The sequence below is a fragment of the Marinococcus salis genome (assembly GCF_054971365.1).
Window position 1 is genome coordinate 1 of the sequence record NZ_JBQOJB010000015.1, and the last position, 16,676, is coordinate 16,676.

The window sequence follows — 16,676 nt, forward strand, 5'->3', positions numbered from 1 at the left end:
CCTCCATCTGTCGATCCTACTACGAATACGACGTGAGAGGTGCTTTTATCTGTCTCATTTATTTAGGTCACTTCATAGGAGTACCCGGTTAATCTTTTTTATTCTCTTACATTGTGAATCCATGCTTTGTCCTGATCCATCATTTTCTTCGCCGCCGCAATCGTCAGGAACTGGATGACGATTATTGGCAGCCCCATCAGGCCTGAAAGAACTTCGAGCGGAGGAAGGCCTCCAATTCTCATTAAGATCAAAGCGAGCGTGGTAATGATGACAGCGACCACAATACGCAGGAATTTAGAAGGTTCGTTTTTACTCATATTTTCGGTGCTTGCATATGCTGAAATAGTATACGTCGTAGAATCAAGTGTCGTAGTTAAGAAGATCAACGCGACAACCATAAAGATGATCAATGCAAGACCAGAGAGCGGCAGCGTAGTTAAAATTGCCGGTATAGCTGCCATATTCCCCTGGTTTTCCACGATGCTCAGTACGTCAAGGTTCCCGTTTAAAAACCTGTCTACGCCGAGTCCGCCGAGAACTCCTGTAGCTACCCAGGAGATAATTGTTGGTGCCGCCAGGTACGTCATAATCATTTCTTTTACAGTACGCCCCCGGGAGATTTTCGCGGCGAATACGCTGTGCAGCATCGCCCATGTAGCGTTATAAGCGAACCAGAATACGGTATTGCTCTTTATATAGCTGCCCTCGCCGGAAGAAAGAGCTTCAGTGTAAAAGGAAATGTTAATATAGTTGGTCATAAGAAAGCCGAGACTGCCGGTGAAATAATTCAAAATAAATATCCCGGGGCCGGCTATCATAATAAATAGAGCGAAAATCCCCGCCAGGTACATGTTAAACGTACTAAGGCGTTTGATGCCCCTTTCAATCCCGAGATAGGCGCTTAGGGAAAACATGAATACCCAAACGAGCGTTACGGCCAGCGTAAGGCCAAAGCTTATTTCTATGCCAAGCAGCTCTGCCAGATTGTTAGTAATAATCGGGGAGCCGAGCCCGAGTGTCACGGCAGCGCCTGCAAGAATACTGATCAGGAAAATAACATCTAAGAACTTACCGCCAAGCCCGTCAGTAAACCGATCACCAAAAAGCACGCGGCACGCTTCAGAAATACGCATTAACGGTCGCTTACGCACATGAAGAATGTAGGCCATTGCCGGGGCCGCCATAACGAAAATAGCAAATGTCTGAAAGCTCCAAAGGAACATGCTGTAAGAGTTTCCCCACATAAGGGCCTGGGTGGAACCGGCTTCCACCCCGGTTGGAGGATCGCTTGCTACGGAGGTCCACTGCACCATTCCGGTACGCATAATAGTGGAGCCGAGCCCCATAGCAATCAGGATCGACGCATATTCAAATAATGAAAAACGCGGTTTTTCCAACGGGTCCCCCAATACAACTTTTCCGTATTTGGAAAAAGAAAAATAAAGCCCGGCAGCAAGGAGTATTAAGCCATACCAGAGATATCCCCATGTAAATACTTCCACAATGGAATCAAAAATCCCATTTAAAACTTCCATGCTGCGTGTCTCATACAAAGCAAGCGGTATACAGATTGCGACAATGATTAAAAGTGCCGGTACAAAAATGCGGTAATCAATCAGCTTTAATTTCGACTGCTGATCGTTATTCTGTTCACTCATTGATATCCCCCTTTTTATTTTGTCTTTTCATGATGGCTGTGAATAATGAAGAAATGCAGGAAACAACAAGCAGGTAATCACATTAAATCCATATGAAAAATATCAATAATCCTCTCCTTCCTCAAAAAAGAGCCGAATAAACTAAAAGATGAATATTATTTACCCATTTACGTTTCAAAAAAAGCTATTAAAAAAAGCAGCGCCGGCACGGACACTGCTGAAAAAATATATTTAAATTGACCCGAGGAGGAAAAGCAGCGCGGTCACGCACGAAGTATTTATTACAACGAGAAGCACCTTCCGCCATCTTTTATAAAATACTTGTTCATAGTAAAAATAATGAATGACAAACACACTGACAAAAGAAACATATACAGGAACATGGAGCATTCCTGCAAGCGCAAAGAAGCACCCGGCCGACAGCAGCAGTGCCGGGAATTCCACCGTCGCTGCCGCTATCAGCCACGGCAGATTCATCTTTGTATTCACGGTCATCATCCGTTCTGATTATTTTTATTTTATTGTAAAGCAGGAAGCGTAAAAGGAGGATAGGGCCATATATATAATTTTTTTACTGGAGAGTCCGGTGCAGTCGGCAGTTGATGAAAAAGTAAAGCATTTCTAAGTCTGCAGTCCTGCTTTAAAGACTCCTATCAGGGGAATATAAATAAGAAGAAATCAAAATAAAAGGAGCGAATATCCATGGCGTCCATTAAACCTTTTCTTATGTTTCAGGGAAACGCAGAAGAAGCACTTAATTATTATGCAAGCCTGCTTGACGAGGCAAAAATTGTGAGTCTGAGCCGGTACGGTCCGCATGAATCCGGTGATGAGGGAGACGTTATGCAGGCAGTGCTATCCCTGCAGGGACAGGAGTTCATATGCATGGACAGCAACGTAAAGCATGATTTTACCTTTACGCCTTCTTTTTCGTTGTTTGTCAACTGTGACTCTGACCAGGAGATTGAGTACTTGTACAATCACCTTTCTGATGGTGGTAAAAAGCTGATGGCCTTAAAGGATTACGGGTTCAGCAAACGCTTCGCCTGGATCCAGGATAAATTTAATGTTTCGTGGCAGCTGAATTTGCCCTCTAATTAATAGTCCCTGGTTTCATTTAAAATTATTCGGATGAAAGCCCTCTATTCTGTTTTTCATTTATTAATTGTAGATAGATACAGGACCCGTTATAATAGTAATAATCGAATGAATCAATAATCTTGCCATTTTTTGAAAGCGCATACAATTAATGTTTATTATAATACAGCTTACGTTACCAGCAGAAAGCAGGAGATTCGAAAAATGAAGGAAAAAATTCAGAGTGAATTGCATGCGGTATTGGATGAGCTGTCGGAAATGAAATTTTCTACCCGGGAAGAAATCAGAAATAGTCGTGCTTTAACCAAGCAGGCGTTTAAAGGAGAAACTCCTATCAGCCGCAGTAAAGTAAGAGTCACAGATAAACACATCCCGGGCCAGGAAGAGGGGCAGAACATACGCATTCGTATATACGAGCCGGTGATGCCGGTGAAAACAATCTCTCCGGGCTTGTACTGGATTCATGGAGGCGGCTATTTGAGCGGCACGCCGGAGATGAATGATGACTTGTGCGAAAGGTTTGTACTTGAGGCAGGGTGTGTGGTTATATCTATAGCCTACCGGCTAGCGCCGGAACATCCATTTCCAGCCGGGGTAGAGGACTGCTATACAGGACTTAAATGGGTGTCGGATCATGCCGGGGAGCTTGGCCTGGACCCGGAAAGAATCGGAGTAGCCGGGCACAGCGCCGGCGGTGGCCTGACAGCAGCTGTATGCTTGATGGCAAGAGACAGGGGCGGGCCGAAAATAGCTTTCCAAATGCCCCTGTGCCCGATGTTAGATTATCGAAATATTACTACTTCAAGTCAGGAAATTACGGATACAAGAGTATGGAACTATTACTCGAATCAGGCAGCCTGGGAGGCTTATCTGGCTGGTCAAACCGAAGATGTTTCCGTCTATGCTTCTCCCGCTTCAGCAGAAGATTTTACCGGGCTTCCGGCTGCTTATACTATGGTAGGGGGAGCAGACCCATTTCGGGATGAAACGATCGAATATATCTCGAGGCTAAGCCAGGCTGGTGTGCATGCAGAATTTCATCTGTATCCGGGATGCTTTCATGGATTTGAAGGCATTGCCCCGCAGGCAGAAGTCAGTCAGCGGGCAGTTAGAGGATATATAGATGCTTTAAAGAGAAACCTATGAGCAATCTGTATTTTATAAACACTCCAGGCAAGGCCCCCTGAAATTCCAAGGGGGCTTTGTTGTGCATGCAGCATCTTATAATAACGACTGTAATCTCACCTTTAAAATTAGTTCCTTTGTAGAAGGTTAAAATAGGGTTGTAAAGGTAATGATACAACTAACGAAAGAAAACAGATAAATGGAAAGGACAATCCGGCGCGGTGAAAAAACACTCATCTATAAGGAGAGGTTAATCGTGTTAGTTCTTCCTGGACGAATAGTAAATATCCGTATCCCATTAGACGGTCAGGCTTCAGGAGAAAAAGAGGATGGAAAATACACCTTTGGGTTTCAATTTCCACAATGGCAGGGTAAAGGACGGTATGCTAACGGGGTGAAGAAACGGGCACGCATGATTTTTTATGCAAAAGATGAAGAGGGCCGATTAATATTTCAATATCCCATCACAGAAATTCAGCGGCAGGATCATTGCGTAATTTCTACAAGGTATGAAAAGCGTATTCCAGGAGAATTCCAAAAAGAAATCCGGCAGATTATTATCCATTTTGTCTAATAAAAACAATAATATATTCTCGAGCGGGAGAAGTGAAAAGAGGGATTGCATTGGCTAAAAAGGAACAATCATCAGAGGAGCAGGCAAATGTTGTCATCACGAATGAGGACGGAGAAGATGAAGAAGTAGATCTTTATATGATGAGCGTAAAAGATATTAAGGCTCTCGCCGAAGAGAGCGGTCTCGAATTATCTTCTACTAAAAAACAAGACATGATTAATGAAATCATGAACGAAGTAGAAAGTGAAGATAACGAAGAAGATCAAGGCTCAGAGGACGAAGAAAGCGAAAGAGCCCAGGACCAGAAAGAAGAAAATGACGAAGAGCTTCCTGAACAAGAGGAACAGGAAGAGCCGAGCAGCGAAGATGACGAAGAGGATTCCTCATTAGAAGAAGCGGAAGAACAGGCAAACGTTGTTATTACAAATGAAGATGGCGAAGATGAAGAAATTGATTTATATATGCAGAGTATAGAAGATATTCAGGCTCTTGCTGAAGAGAGCGGCCTTAAGCTCTCTTCAACAGATAAAAAAGGAATGATCGATGAAATAATGGCCGAGGTTGAGAGCGGTGGTGACGGAGAAGCGCCCCAGGAAAATATAGACGGGGACTCTGAAAAACAAGAGCAGGAAACAGCAGGCGGTGAGGAAGATACGGATGAAGATTCTTCAGAAGCAGACAATAGTGAAGAAGAAACCTCAGATGAAGAAGAACAGGAAGAGCCTGCTGCAGAAGACGAGCAAGCAGAAGACAAAGAAGACGCAGACTCTTCGCAGGAGCAGAAGAGTTCGTCAGAAGACCATGAAGAGGAAACAGAAGAAAACAGTGGTGAAGTGGAACAGAAAGAACCAGCAGCCGAAGAAGACACAGCAGAAGAAGGGTATTCGTTTATTTCCGAAGAAGCAACCAGCCAGCTCCTCGAAGATGTAAAGCATTCACTGATCGACGAATTAAAAGGTGATTTATATGAAGACGTTAAGCAGGAACTCGTCCAACAGCTGCGTAATGAGCTGGCCGGTGATTCTGAAAGTGATCTGTTGAATGAAATTAAGTCCGAGGTTATGGAAAGCGTTAAAAAAGACTTAAACAGCGCACTTGCAAAAGATGAATCATAAAAAAAGGCCCGCCCGGGTCTTTTTTTTATGCTTGTACTCGGGGAGAGATCTCTTCGATGTTTAATATGCCCGGCTAAAAGGAAAAGCTTAAATTGTAGTTAAAATAGATGTTCATTAATCATACCAGACATCTTCGTTTAGCTTAAAACAACAGGGAGGCTTAACTAATGAGCAGATTTACGATTCCAAGAGACATCTATTTTGAAGATAATGCGCTTGAAGTGCTGCGTACATTTGAAGGAAAAAAAGCCACGCTCGTTATTGGCGGCGGCTCAGTGAAAAAGAACGGTAATTTAACCCGCATCCAGGAGCATCTTGCTGCAGCAGGAATTGAAACTGAAGTTCTGGAAGGGTATAATACTGAACCAACTGCAAAAATGGTCAAAGAAGGAGCAGAAGAAATGCGTTCCTTTGCACCTGACTGGATTGTAGGCATCGGTGGTGGTTCCGCAATGGACGCTGCTAAAGCGATGTGGCTTTTTTATGAGCATCCTGAGCTTTCCTTTGAGGATGCAACGAAGCCTTTTGAATTGCCTCGTCTCCGCCAAAAGGCGAAATTTGCCGGCATTCCTACGACAAGCGGCAGCGGTTCTGAAGTGTCCAACCTTTCAGTAGTGGCGGACGAAACAACAAACGTCAAGTATCCACTTGCAGACTTTGGTCTGACACCGGACATTGCTATTATTGACCCGGTCATGGTGGAAGATCTGCCGAAGCATATTGCCGCTTACACCGGTATGGATGCTTTCACCCATACTATCGAATCATATGTAGCTAAGCCGCGTACGTTATATACTAACATTCTTGCTCTCGGCGGAGCCGAAGTGATTAAAGATAATTTGAAAGCATCGTATAACGGCGACCATGAAGCCGGAAAGCAGATGCACAGCATTCAGGCGATGGCCGGGATGGCGTTTGCGAATGCGGTACTTGGCAATGTGCATAGTCTTGCCCATAAAAGCGGTCCTACGTTTGATATTCCCCACGGCTATGCTAATGCAATTTATCTCCCGTATGTCATTGAGTTCAACCGTGCAGTGGTAGAAGACCGCTATGCAGAAATTGCGCGTCGCCTGCATTTAAAAGGGCAGACAGACAAAGAATTGACAGATTCGCTTGTAGAGTATATTTTTGAACTCAACAAAGATTTAGGACTAGCTGTTACGCTTGAAGAATACGGTGTTCCTGAAAAGGATTTCGAAGAGCATCTGGATACCATGGCTCAAAATGCACTAAGCGATCCGTGTACCGGCACCAATCCACGGGAAACATCCTTCGAACAGATGAAGGACTTGTTTAAGGCTTCGTATTACGGAAAAGAAGCTCTGGTAAAAGGCTGAGTATAAAAGGAAAAAAGGTGAACCGGAAACCCCGATTGCTTCGGGGTTTTTTCCTTTGGTACTGATCCTGTAGCAGAGATTAGGAGAAGGAGAGATGTGTTATGCCGAAAGAACAAAAGCTCGGGGCAGCCGACCGGCAGTATAAAGAACCTCCCGAGGTGGTACAGTCGTTTGGGGAAAATGGGCGTAACCACTTAAGTAAGGAATTCAAAGCACAATTTCTGCTGGCTATACTGGCGGGATCATTTATGACCTTCGGAGCTGTTTTTTCGATTCTCCTTGCAACAGGCGTAGAAGCGAAAGGGCTATACTATCTATTGTCAGGGCTTGGTTTTACAGCGGCTTATGTCATGGTATTTCTATCTGGCGCTGTATTATTTACAGAGATCAATATTCTGCTGCCAAGCTACTTGTTTCGAAAGCCCAGCGTCTATTTTATGCCGATTGTAAGGTTCTGGCTTGCTACCTATATCGGCAATATTGTTGGCGCTCTGTTTGTCGGGGTCATCATTCAGCTGTCCGGCTCCTTGACGCCCGAGTTTTACGGGGAGCTGCAAGTATATTTGTCGGATAAAATGAAATTTAAAGAGGCCGGCGGCATCGGATGGTTCCAGGTCGTGTTATCCGGCATTCTGGCGAACTGGTTAATCGGCATGGCCTCGTTTCTGACTACAGCTGCGAGAGATGTTACAGGAAAAGTAGTCGCAACCGCTCTTCCGGTCATTTTATTTGTGGCCGGCAATTTTCAGCACAGCGCTGCGAATATGGGATACTTCAGCATGGGCGTATTTGCAGATACCCAGTATGCCTGGTATGAATACCTGCTATTTAATTTAATCCCTGCAAGCATAGGTAATTTAATCGGCGGTGCTCTCCTTGTTTCTCTATTATTCTTATTTGCCTACCGGGAAGAGCTTCGCGACGGCGACAGTATTGAATAAAAAAACTGCTCCTGAAAAGGGGCAGCTTTTTTTATGGAATTCACTTTTCGTTAAAAGAAGCTTTCTGAGAAGAACTGGAGGACATAAGTCTGTCGAGCAGGTATCCGACAGCAGCTCCGATAAGTGCTGGTAACGCCCAGCCAAGCCCCTGCTCAAAAAATGGAGCGGTCTGAAGAATGCCTGTAACAGCTGGGGCAGAGATGCCGACGTTAGAAAGTCCCTCGTAGAGGGCAAATATTCCTGTGAAAATCATAGACAGCTGATACATCAGAGAGCCCTCCCCGATAAGTGGACGAAGAAGCGAAAGCACAATAAGCACAATAGCGAGTGGATAGATGAATACAAGTAAAGGCACCGCAATGCTCAAAATCAAGGACAATCCTAAATTAGTCACCATCATGCCGATGATGATGAAAAGCACGACAAAGGATTTGTAGGCTATTCGAGGCATAACGCTGTGAAAAAACTCGGAGCATGCCGTTATCAGCCCAACACAGGTGGTCAGGCAGGCAAGGAAAACAATTACGCCAAAAAACAAGCTGCCGGAAGGACCAAACAGCATGGCTGCGGCGGGTTCAAGAACGCCGGCCCCGTCAGAAATGCCTTCCTGCTGAAACATCCGGGAACCAATCCAGCCAAGCGAAATATAAACAACAGAAAGCCCAAGGCCAGCTACTATAGTAGCTGCAGTGGCGCCGGTCATCAGCTCGCGCTTAGAGGAAGCCCCCTGGGCACTCAGGCTGTTAACAATAACCATCCCAAAGGCAAGCGCTCCAAGAGCATCCATTGTCAAATATCCCTCAAGAAAGCCTCCGATAAAAGGTGAACTGGTATAAGGAGCATCAACCGTAGTGGGCTCTGCATCGAAAATAAAAAAAGCCCGAACAAACAAAATGGCTAAAGTTCCAAATAAAATAGGTGTGAGCCATTGACCGAGACGGTCCACAATCTTTTCAGGATTTAAGCTCAGCAACAGGGTGAGCACGAAAAAAATCACAGAAAAAAGCAAAAGCGTCCACCAGGTGCCAACCCCTGCTGCGGGAACAAAGCCAATTTCGTAGGCGACGTTTGCGGCTCTTGGAATACCGTACAACGCGCCGATAGATAAATAAATCAACACTGCAAACAACAGTCCGAACACTGGATGGACTCTGCTTCCGATGCTGATAAGCCCGTGGCGTGCCTGGACAACAGCCAGAATGGCAAGAATCGGAAGGAGTACTCCTGTAAATAGAAAACCAAGGATGGCGGGAGTGAAATTGCTTCCCGCAGAATAACCGAGAAATGGTGGGAAAATCAAATTGCCCGCTCCAAAAAATAAAGAAAACAGCATAAAACCGATAAACAGAATGCGCGACTTTTTCATACCAGCACCTCCTACACGTAAATAATGGCAGAACACAACACAAAAAACCCGTTTCCAAAAAGGAAACGAGTCAAATTCTTAAGAGAGTCTTTAGAGCTTTATGTCATACAGGACTATCTTGTGAGAAATTGACTATATATACTGAATCGCACTATGTAACGTTAATAATCTTTCTATAATGTAACGCGGATTTGCCTGGAAGTAAACCGTAATCATGCAGGAAAACAGGGAAATTATTGTAAGCGGATACTTAGGCTAAGAACAAAAAAGCAAAAGAAAAATCCGGATTTTTAATTATTTCAAGTGTATATAATGTATAATAGGGTATATATGCATAGGTCCAATATCATTTGGGAGGAAAAAACTATGGGGAAGGGTATGGACTGGGTTAAAAACCATCGATTTTGTTCTACAGTTGAAGAGCATAATGATATTGTCATTTTAGAAGTTCCTTATACAGCAAGTCATGAGCAATGGGAGGAAATACAGGAAATCATCAGCATTCTCCATGATCACGGTTATGTCGAAGGGCAGACAAAACGTATTGATCAGCTGCAGATTGAGCTTGTCGGTTTTAAAATCCCCTGGAGCCAGCAACGGACGAATTCGGGTTAAAAAATAACAAAAATAACCATTTGATGTATAAAAGATTAAAGAAATTACGTTTACGTTACAAGTGTATAATAAAACACAAAAATTACAATTGGGTTGATACGATGGTATTTAATTAATAATTTGGAGAAAAGAGGTCTGCAATTTGCGTAACCCAATTGTGTTGATGATGGTGATGGGGCTTTCTATGATTTATGTAATTGTGCCGTTTATGAATATTGAGCAAATGCCGACCATGTTAACAAATGTACAGCATATTATGAAATCCATCACTTCCATCAGTTTTTTATAATGCATACGACGTTCAGAGCCCCCCCCCAGTTTATCTGTGGGCTTCTTTTATAAGAAAAGAAACGCTGGATGATGAAGGTAACAAATATCAAAAGAAAGCCATGACTACACTATTTTTTCACATAAAAAGCAGCCCCGCTTTGGGAGCTGCTTTTTTAGGCAGATTGGCGAACACTAAATGCTGTAATGGAAAGAAGAATGATAGCAATACCGGCCGCCTGAATGATAGTCAAACTGTCCCCAAGAAGGACTACCCCAAACAACGAAGCGGTCACAGGCTCTGCCATAGCAACCATTGAAGCAGTGACCGGAGTGGTTCGCTTTATACCGATAATATAAAGGACGAAGGATATACCGGCCCCCACGAGTCCGAGCAGCAAAAACCATCCGACATCACTGGAAGCCAGCACAGAAGCCGCTTCCTGCCGGTCAATAAATAGTAAAAGAAGCACGCAGAAAATGAAGAAAGCGATGGTTAATATAGTTTCAGGCCTGCCGGCTGCAGAGGCATATTTGAACCCGAAAATAAATAACGCGTAGGAAAGACCGGCCCCGAGGCCGGCAGCGGCTCCTGCAAGCGTAACGGTAGAACCTCCAGTATCATAAGCACCGGTCAAAAGAAAAATCCCGACCAGCACTACTGCGATACAGCCCCATTTGAAAAAAGTAGAAGCTTCCTGTCGGAGAAAAAAAGAAATTAGAAAGACAAAAATGGGGGCGGTATACATTAGTGTAGCCGCAATCGCTACACTAGAGGCCTCAATACTCAGGAAATAAAAGGTGAAATTGCCGGCAACGCCTGCCCCGGCGAGCCCCGCCCATACGAATAAGCGGACAGTGGGAGAACCGGTCTTGCGCAGACGGAGCAGAAACCATGCAAAAATGCAGACAAAGCCTACTGCCCCCCGGTAAAAGGAAATGACCAACGGGCTCCAGCCCTTATGTAAAAGAATATCGGCCAGCCCGCCTGAAATGCCCCAAAGCATCGCGGCCAATACTACTAAAATTGTGCCTGAAAATTTCATTGTCGGCCTCCGTGCTAGTTAGTGTGAACAATAATGTTTACCCTGAAGGCATCTGTCTCAAACAGCTTCTGCAGTGCCGTCCGGATTAAAGTAACACTTCAATGAGAAAGTAGCCGAAAAAGGACAACAGCAGCGAGCCGGAAACGGCAACGATAAATATCTTTAAATTAACTGTCTTAAAAAAAGCAGCAGGCATTTGCATACCCAGTCCAGCCATGGCCATACCGAGAAGAATATAAGAAGCAGATACCATAAAGGCAGCCGTGGACGCGCTGAGCAAATGAAAGGTGTTAGCCAGACTCATTGCTAAAAAGCCAAAAATAAACCAGGGGACTGGGAGCTTACGGAGGCTTTCCTTTTCTTTACGGCCATGAAGCAATGCAATCACAAGAGCTGCCGGGATAAGAAGAGCCACCCTCGTTAGTTTGATCACAAGTGCGTTGTTTTCCGAAACGGCGCCCCCGGCTTCGGATGCTGCTACTGCATGAGCGATTTCGTGAAGAGTGCCTCCAGATAAGATGCCGTATTCATATGCGTTCATCCCAAGGAACGGAAACAAAAGAGTATAGGAAACAGAAAAAACAGTACCGATCAAGGCAATAATAGCGATGCTTGCTGTCGTTGTTTTTTGCTCTGCTTTAACAATTGGTGCAATGGCCGCGATAGCAGAGGCTCCGCAGATTGCTGTTCCACAGGCAGTTAACAGACTTAGCGTTTTATCGATTCTGAGGGCCGCGGCGGCAAAATAAATGAAAAGAAGGGTAATAAGTAAGCCTGAAGCAGCGATGAAAAAAGCGTTGAACCCTGCATCATAAATGTCCCCCAAATGAAGACGCGCGCCGAGAAAAATAATACCGAGCCGCAGCAGGAATCTGCTCGAAAAAGTAATGCCCGGTAATGCCCTTTCAGGTATGCCGGCGGTAGTCCGCCAAAGTATGCCTACAAGTATTGCGATAACCAAAGCACCCATTGCTGAGAATGGGGCAGTTTCAGCTAGTGCGCTGCTGAGCACCGCAGCAATAAACGTAAAAATAACTCCGTACAATAACATGGGAATGGAAGAAATAAATTTTTTCATCCGCCTTCAACTCCTAATCAGTACTGCTATTGTACTTCGGGCCTTTTTATTATAAAAACAAATATATATAATGTAATTAATTAATATTTTTAATAAACAGGAGGTCCGAATGCATATTGACGAATTAAAAACGTTTTTGACAGTGGTAGAGGAAAAAAACTTCACAAAAGCCTCTGAGGTCCTCTCCCTTTCTCAGCCAACTGTAAGCGTGCATATAAAAAACCTTGAAAAAGAATTCCTGGCCCCCCTGTTTCAGCGGACGACAAAGTCGTTAATGCTCACAAGAGAAGGGGAGGTTTTTTTAGACCATGCCCGTCAATTGATGAGCACGTACAACCGTATGAAAGAAGCAGTATACACGATGCACGAAGAAGTGAGCGGCACTATTCATATTGGTGCCAGCTTTACGATCGGGGAATACGTTCTTCCTGAACTGATGGCCAGAATGCAGGAGGAATACGAAGAGATTCATTTTGAAGTAACGATTGCCAATACAGAAGAAATTATTCAGCTTGTCCGCGCACTTAAGGTCGATATCGGACTGGTGGAAGGACATAGCGGAGCTGCTGACATTACGTTGACACCGTTCCAGGCTGACCGCCTGGGAGTAGTGAAAAATACTTCCACCCCTTTTTATCCTGTAACCCTTGAAGCGCTGCAGGACCAGAAGTGGGTCGTGCGTGAGAAAGGGTCAGGCACAAGGGAATCGTTTGATTATGTAATGAACGTAAATGGCATCCGTGTACGTTCACTCCTTGTGATCAGCAGCACGCAGGGAGTAAAGGAAGCTGTGAAAAATGGGCTGGGGTTGTCCTTATTATCAGAAGCAGCGATCTCGGAAGAACAAAAACATAATACGCTTGAGCTTTTATCTATTGAAGGCATCGATGCCAGCAGGTTTTTTTCCTACGTGTTGCCAAAGAGAGCGGCACGAACAAAAAATGTACAGTTTGTGATTCGTTCTCTGACAGAAAATTAGTAGAGCCGGATCTCGTTTGTCCGTTTTCTAACGTTTTTTACTAAAATTAATTTATTGTATACTAATATCGCTATTCACAGTCAGAGTCTGGCAGTTCGGAAAAAGAGAGGAAGCTTATTAACTGAAATGAGGAATGGATGAATGAGCCAAATGGAACCATTTTTGCGCAACGATCAGTTTAATTTTATCAAAGAGCATGTATGGAAATTTGCTCATGCGCATGCCACAGTAAAAGACGCTGATGTGATCCATGCATTAAAATACAGTGCTTTTGATCAAATTATCAATACCTTCTATTCTATGAATGAAGAACAGGAAGAGCTGTTAAAAAAGATTCTATATGTAGAGGACAGCAGTCAGGCAGAGCAGATACTGACTGAACTGAAAGCGTATGTGATTTCGTTTCCTGCTGTTACGGCTGAACGGATTAAAAAACTTTTCCCGAAAGTAAAGAAATTGACGATGCCGCCTTTGGAAGAGAAGAATCTAAGAAATATATCGTATCTGGGGTGGAATGATGTCCGCTCTGAACGAAAATATATTATTACGACAGATCAAAGAAGGCTGACCGGGGTGTTTGGAACTTTTCGAAGCTCTCCTGGTAAAGGGATCTGTACAATCTGTAACAAACACGAAGAAACAGGTCTTTTTATGGCTGTAGTAAAGGCCGGGAAAGAAACGTACACGAGCCGCGGCAATTATATATGCCAGGACAGCAGCAGGTGTAATCAAAATATTACAGACATCCGCCAGCTTGAAACATTTATGTATCACCTGAAAAAATGAATAACATGAAAGCCGGGAAGATTCTTACCTTTCCCGGCTTTCATTGTTATTGGAGCGTATGCAGATGGATGATACCGTCTTTTTTATAGTCGTTGATTTCCTGGCGGATGTGATCTGCAAGGCCAATCTGCTTCATAGTATCAAACATGGAACAGGCCTGGCCCCAATCCTGAAGAGCTGAGTCATCGAATCCGAGCACCAGAAGGTTTTGGCCCCTTTGGTACAGCAGCTCTCCAAACACGTAGCTGTTCTGCAGGTCAATGCAGCGGTCGATGCCCCTGGTACACCAATCAATGGACTGCTGGTAGGCTCCCTGGTAGGTTAGTGCTTTTGTTAACGTATATATCAGCTTTAATTCAATAGACTTGTTCTCCGGGTTCATCAGGTCCTGATGGTCCTGTAGAGCTTTTCGGCATATGTCAGCGGCTTTTTTATATTCGTGTTCGAGGTTATAAATAATAGCCATAGCATTAGTGATTTCGCCCTTGCGTTCCGTATAGATTCCTTTATGGTAAGCATCGAGGGCAGCAGAAGCCAGCTCGAGGGCCCGGGTAGGATCGTTGTCGATTTCGTAAGCGCAGATGGCTTCATGCCAGAGCATATACTGCTCGTAATAGCCGATTTTAAAAATGGGATTATTCTGCTCTTTGGAAAGCAGCTCCCGCATCGAAGCATAATCATGCTCGAAGCGGTAGGTTTCAAGCATACTAAATACAGAACGAACGTAGTCGCTCCGCTCGGTTAACGCTTCTTCAAAAAAGTAATACATGTTGGCTCCCAGCCGTTCGGCAATATAAAACATTGTGCTCGCATACGGAACAATCGTGCCTTTTTCAATTTTACTGATCTGCGCCTGGGTACAAATATCCTTGGCAAGTTCTTTTTGTGTATAGCCCCGGTATTTTCTTAATTCCTGTATCTTACGGCCCACTCTTGAAAAATCCATCAATATAGCCCTCTCCCTGTCTCTCAAATATTCCTATAGTTATTTTACGGGAAGAAATCGGGAGAAAAAAGAGGAAAGTCTTAGGAAAATAATCGATTTTGGTCCCGGAAGCGAAAAACACTCTTTTTGTAGTTCGAATATACTAAAACGAGCATATAATAAAGAGGTGAAGAAATGAAAAAGACAGGTGTATGGTGCGCTGTGTTAGCATTATTAATGGCATTAACAGTACCGGTTCAGCAGATAACGCCCGTTACAGGTGAAATCATAACAAGAGATCTCCCGCACCAGTATTAAAGAATAAGCCGCTGACATCACTGATGCCGGCGGCTTATCTCTTTATACTGTTTTGCTTTCTCAACGTACTCGGTCCGTATGCGCTCCATATCCTCTTTGTCCTCGGCTGTAAGCTCCCGGACAACCTTGGCCGGGCGCCCAAAAGCGAGCGTGCCGGATGGAATTTTTTTACCAGGAGGCACAAGGCTGCCGGCACCAATAAAAGCGCCTTCTCCAATTTCCGCTCCATCAAGTATCGTAGAGCCCATACCGACCAAGGCTTTTTTTCGTATAATGGCAGAATGAAGCATCACCTGGTGCCCAACGGTAACGTCGTCCTCAATAATTAAAGGATGCTTTGGGCTTTGATGAAGCAGGCACTGATCCTGAATGTTGACTCTGCTGCCAATCAGTGTGGGAGCTACGTCCCCGCGAATGACAGTGTGAAACCAGATACTAGACTCTTCGCCAATCGTAACGTCGCCTGTAATGATCGTGAAGTCTGCTAAAAAAACGGTGGAAGCAATGGAAGGGTACTGATTATTATACGGATAAATCATAAAAAACCACTCTTTCCGAAATTTATTCTGCATTTCTAATGCAAGTGTAGCAAAAATAATAGTAAAATAAAGAAAGATATAGTTCCCAGTGTACTGGACCGAGGGAGAAAGGGGGCGATGATTTTGGAAAAAAGGTTAGTAGACCGCCCGCGTGGGGTAGTGGTGCTGGTTCATGGATCAGGAGAGCATTACCGGAGATATGAATGGCTGATCCATGTATTGAAACGCCAGCATCTGCATGTGATTACCGGGGACTTGCCGGGACACGGAGAAACTAACGGGCGAAGAGGCCATATAGATAGCTTCCGTGAATATACTGATACCGTATATGAATGGTATAGAGAAGCAGCTTCTTTTAAGCTGCCTATTTTTATGCTTGGCCACAGCATGGGGGGATTAATTGTCATTCGGGCGGTATCCGAGCGGTATATGCCAGTAAAAGGTATTATACTGTCTTCCCCCGCGCTTGGGTTATACGCATATCCAAACAGGGTCCGGGAATTGTCCGGAAGGCTTGCGCACCGGCTCATGCCGGGCAAAAATTTAAAAACCGGCATCCAAGCCCAGTATTTAACAAGAAATCCGGAGACGAGAGCCGAGTACCAGAAGGATGAATTAGTGAATGATACGGTTACGGTCCGTTGGTACCAGGAGATGATCCGGGCAATGCGGATCAGCCTGGCACAGCCGGAAAGCTTTCCGGATACGCCACTTCTGGTTATGCAGGCCGGAGAGGATTATATCGTTGATAAAGAAGCAACTGTGCGTTGGTTTAACCGGCTGCATACATCGGAACGAACGATTAAAATATGGAACAATCTTTACCATGAAATATTGAATGAGCCCGAACAGGAACGGGTGGTAAGATATATTATTCACTTTATGAATCAGCATTCCTGAAATGAA

18 protein-coding genes are annotated in these 16,676 nt (G+C 44.4%); 11 read left to right on the top strand and 7 right to left on the bottom strand.

Going from position 1 to position 16,676, the window contains the following annotated elements; genetic code table 11:
• Positions 1-98: 98 nt before the first annotated feature.
• Together ACTTK6_RS12110 and ACTTK6_RS12115 are read right to left on the bottom strand one after the other, a co-directional pair.
• Positions 99-1,658 carry a BCCT family transporter gene (locus ACTTK6_RS12110; protein ID WP_094908802.1) on the bottom strand — a complete coding sequence of 520 codons (1,560 nt, stop codon included), beginning with the start codon at positions 1,656-1,658 and terminating at the stop codon, positions 99-101.
• Between the two features lie 231 nt (positions 1,659-1,889).
• The gene (locus tag ACTTK6_RS12115; protein WP_094908803.1) at positions 1,890-2,147 is read right to left on the bottom strand and encodes a hypothetical protein; all 258 of its coding nucleotides are present in this window, start codon (positions 2,145-2,147) and stop codon (positions 1,890-1,892) included.
• 213 nt (positions 2,148-2,360) lie between these two features.
• On the opposite strand from ACTTK6_RS12115, the gene ACTTK6_RS12120 reads away from it, so the two are divergent.
• The 6 genes from ACTTK6_RS12120 (at position 2,361) to ACTTK6_RS12145 (ending at position 7,851) form a co-directional block, all read left to right on the top strand.
• Positions 2,361-2,759, top strand: a complete 399-nt coding sequence (locus ACTTK6_RS12120) for a VOC family protein (protein ID WP_079475686.1) — start codon at positions 2,361-2,363, stop codon at positions 2,757-2,759.
• Positions 2,760-2,960: 201 nt separating this feature from the next.
• Positions 2,961-3,902 (top strand): alpha/beta hydrolase, encoded by a 942-nt coding sequence (locus ACTTK6_RS12125; protein WP_079475687.1) that lies wholly within the window; start codon positions 2,961-2,963, stop codon positions 3,900-3,902.
• A gap of 178 nt (positions 3,903-4,080) precedes the next feature.
• Positions 4,081-4,455: a hypothetical protein gene (locus ACTTK6_RS12130; RefSeq protein WP_143745420.1), complete on the top strand. Its 375-nt coding sequence runs from the start codon at positions 4,081-4,083 to the stop codon at positions 4,453-4,455.
• 50 nt (positions 4,456-4,505) lie between these two features.
• Complete coding sequence (locus ACTTK6_RS12135) at positions 4,506-5,570, top strand: hypothetical protein (RefSeq protein WP_079475689.1); 1,065 nt, start codon at positions 4,506-4,508, stop codon at positions 5,568-5,570.
• 167 nt (positions 5,571-5,737) lie between these two features.
• Positions 5,738-6,910 carry an iron-containing alcohol dehydrogenase gene (locus ACTTK6_RS12140; RefSeq protein WP_079475690.1) on the top strand — a complete coding sequence of 391 codons (1,173 nt, stop codon included), beginning with the start codon at positions 5,738-5,740 and terminating at the stop codon, positions 6,908-6,910.
• A 101-nt stretch (positions 6,911-7,011) separates the two neighbouring features.
• The gene (locus ACTTK6_RS12145) at positions 7,012-7,851 is read left to right on the top strand and encodes a formate/nitrite transporter family protein (protein ID WP_079475691.1); all 840 of its coding nucleotides are present in this window, start codon (positions 7,012-7,014) and stop codon (positions 7,849-7,851) included.
• 40 nt (positions 7,852-7,891) lie between these two features.
• On the opposite strand, the gene brnQ is transcribed toward ACTTK6_RS12145, so the two are convergent.
• Positions 7,892-9,217: a branched-chain amino acid transport system II carrier protein gene (gene brnQ, locus ACTTK6_RS12150; protein ID WP_094908804.1), complete on the bottom strand. Its 1,326-nt coding sequence runs from the start codon at positions 9,215-9,217 to the stop codon at positions 7,892-7,894.
• Positions 9,218-9,583: 366 nt separating this feature from the next.
• On the opposite strand from brnQ, the gene ACTTK6_RS12155 reads away from it, so the two are divergent.
• Together ACTTK6_RS12155 and ACTTK6_RS12160 are read left to right on the top strand one after the other, a co-directional pair.
• Positions 9,584-9,832 (top strand): hypothetical protein, encoded by a 249-nt coding sequence (locus ACTTK6_RS12155; RefSeq protein WP_079475693.1) that lies wholly within the window; start codon positions 9,584-9,586, stop codon positions 9,830-9,832.
• Between the two features lie 142 nt (positions 9,833-9,974).
• A complete protein-coding gene (locus ACTTK6_RS12160; RefSeq protein ID WP_158219185.1) occupies positions 9,975-10,121 on the top strand; it encodes a hypothetical protein in 147 nt (48 codons plus the stop codon).
• Positions 10,122-10,275: 154 nt separating this feature from the next.
• On the opposite strand, the gene ACTTK6_RS12165 is transcribed toward ACTTK6_RS12160, so the two are convergent.
• Together ACTTK6_RS12165 and ACTTK6_RS12170 are read right to left on the bottom strand one after the other, a co-directional pair.
• The gene (locus ACTTK6_RS12165; RefSeq protein ID WP_079475694.1) at positions 10,276-11,145 is read right to left on the bottom strand and encodes a DMT family transporter; all 870 of its coding nucleotides are present in this window, start codon (positions 11,143-11,145) and stop codon (positions 10,276-10,278) included.
• Positions 11,146-11,230: 85 nt separating this feature from the next.
• Positions 11,231-12,223: a YeiH family protein gene (locus ACTTK6_RS12170; protein WP_079475695.1), complete on the bottom strand. Its 993-nt coding sequence runs from the start codon at positions 12,221-12,223 to the stop codon at positions 11,231-11,233.
• A gap of 109 nt (positions 12,224-12,332) precedes the next feature.
• On the opposite strand from ACTTK6_RS12170, the gene ACTTK6_RS12175 reads away from it, so the two are divergent.
• Together ACTTK6_RS12175 and ACTTK6_RS12180 are read left to right on the top strand one after the other, a co-directional pair.
• A complete protein-coding gene (locus tag ACTTK6_RS12175; RefSeq protein WP_079475696.1) occupies positions 12,333-13,202 on the top strand; it encodes a LysR family transcriptional regulator in 870 nt (289 codons plus the stop codon).
• 141 nt (positions 13,203-13,343) lie between these two features.
• Positions 13,344-13,988 (top strand): FusB/FusC family EF-G-binding protein, encoded by a 645-nt coding sequence (locus ACTTK6_RS12180; protein WP_233133431.1) that lies wholly within the window; start codon positions 13,344-13,346, stop codon positions 13,986-13,988.
• A gap of 46 nt (positions 13,989-14,034) precedes the next feature.
• Here ACTTK6_RS12180 and ACTTK6_RS12185 read toward each other — a convergent pair whose 3' ends face one another.
• Together ACTTK6_RS12185 and ACTTK6_RS12190 are read right to left on the bottom strand one after the other, a co-directional pair.
• A complete protein-coding gene (locus ACTTK6_RS12185; protein WP_079475697.1) occupies positions 14,035-14,934 on the bottom strand; it encodes a helix-turn-helix domain-containing protein in 900 nt (299 codons plus the stop codon).
• Between the two features lie 314 nt (positions 14,935-15,248).
• Complete coding sequence (locus tag ACTTK6_RS12190; protein ID WP_079475698.1) at positions 15,249-15,770, bottom strand: gamma carbonic anhydrase; 522 nt, start codon at positions 15,768-15,770, stop codon at positions 15,249-15,251.
• Between the two features lie 123 nt (positions 15,771-15,893).
• Between ACTTK6_RS12190 and ACTTK6_RS12195 the strand changes: the two genes are divergently transcribed.
• Positions 15,894-16,670: an alpha/beta hydrolase gene (locus ACTTK6_RS12195; protein WP_233133433.1), complete on the top strand. Its 777-nt coding sequence runs from the start codon at positions 15,894-15,896 to the stop codon at positions 16,668-16,670.
• Positions 16,671-16,676 lie beyond the last annotated feature (6 nt).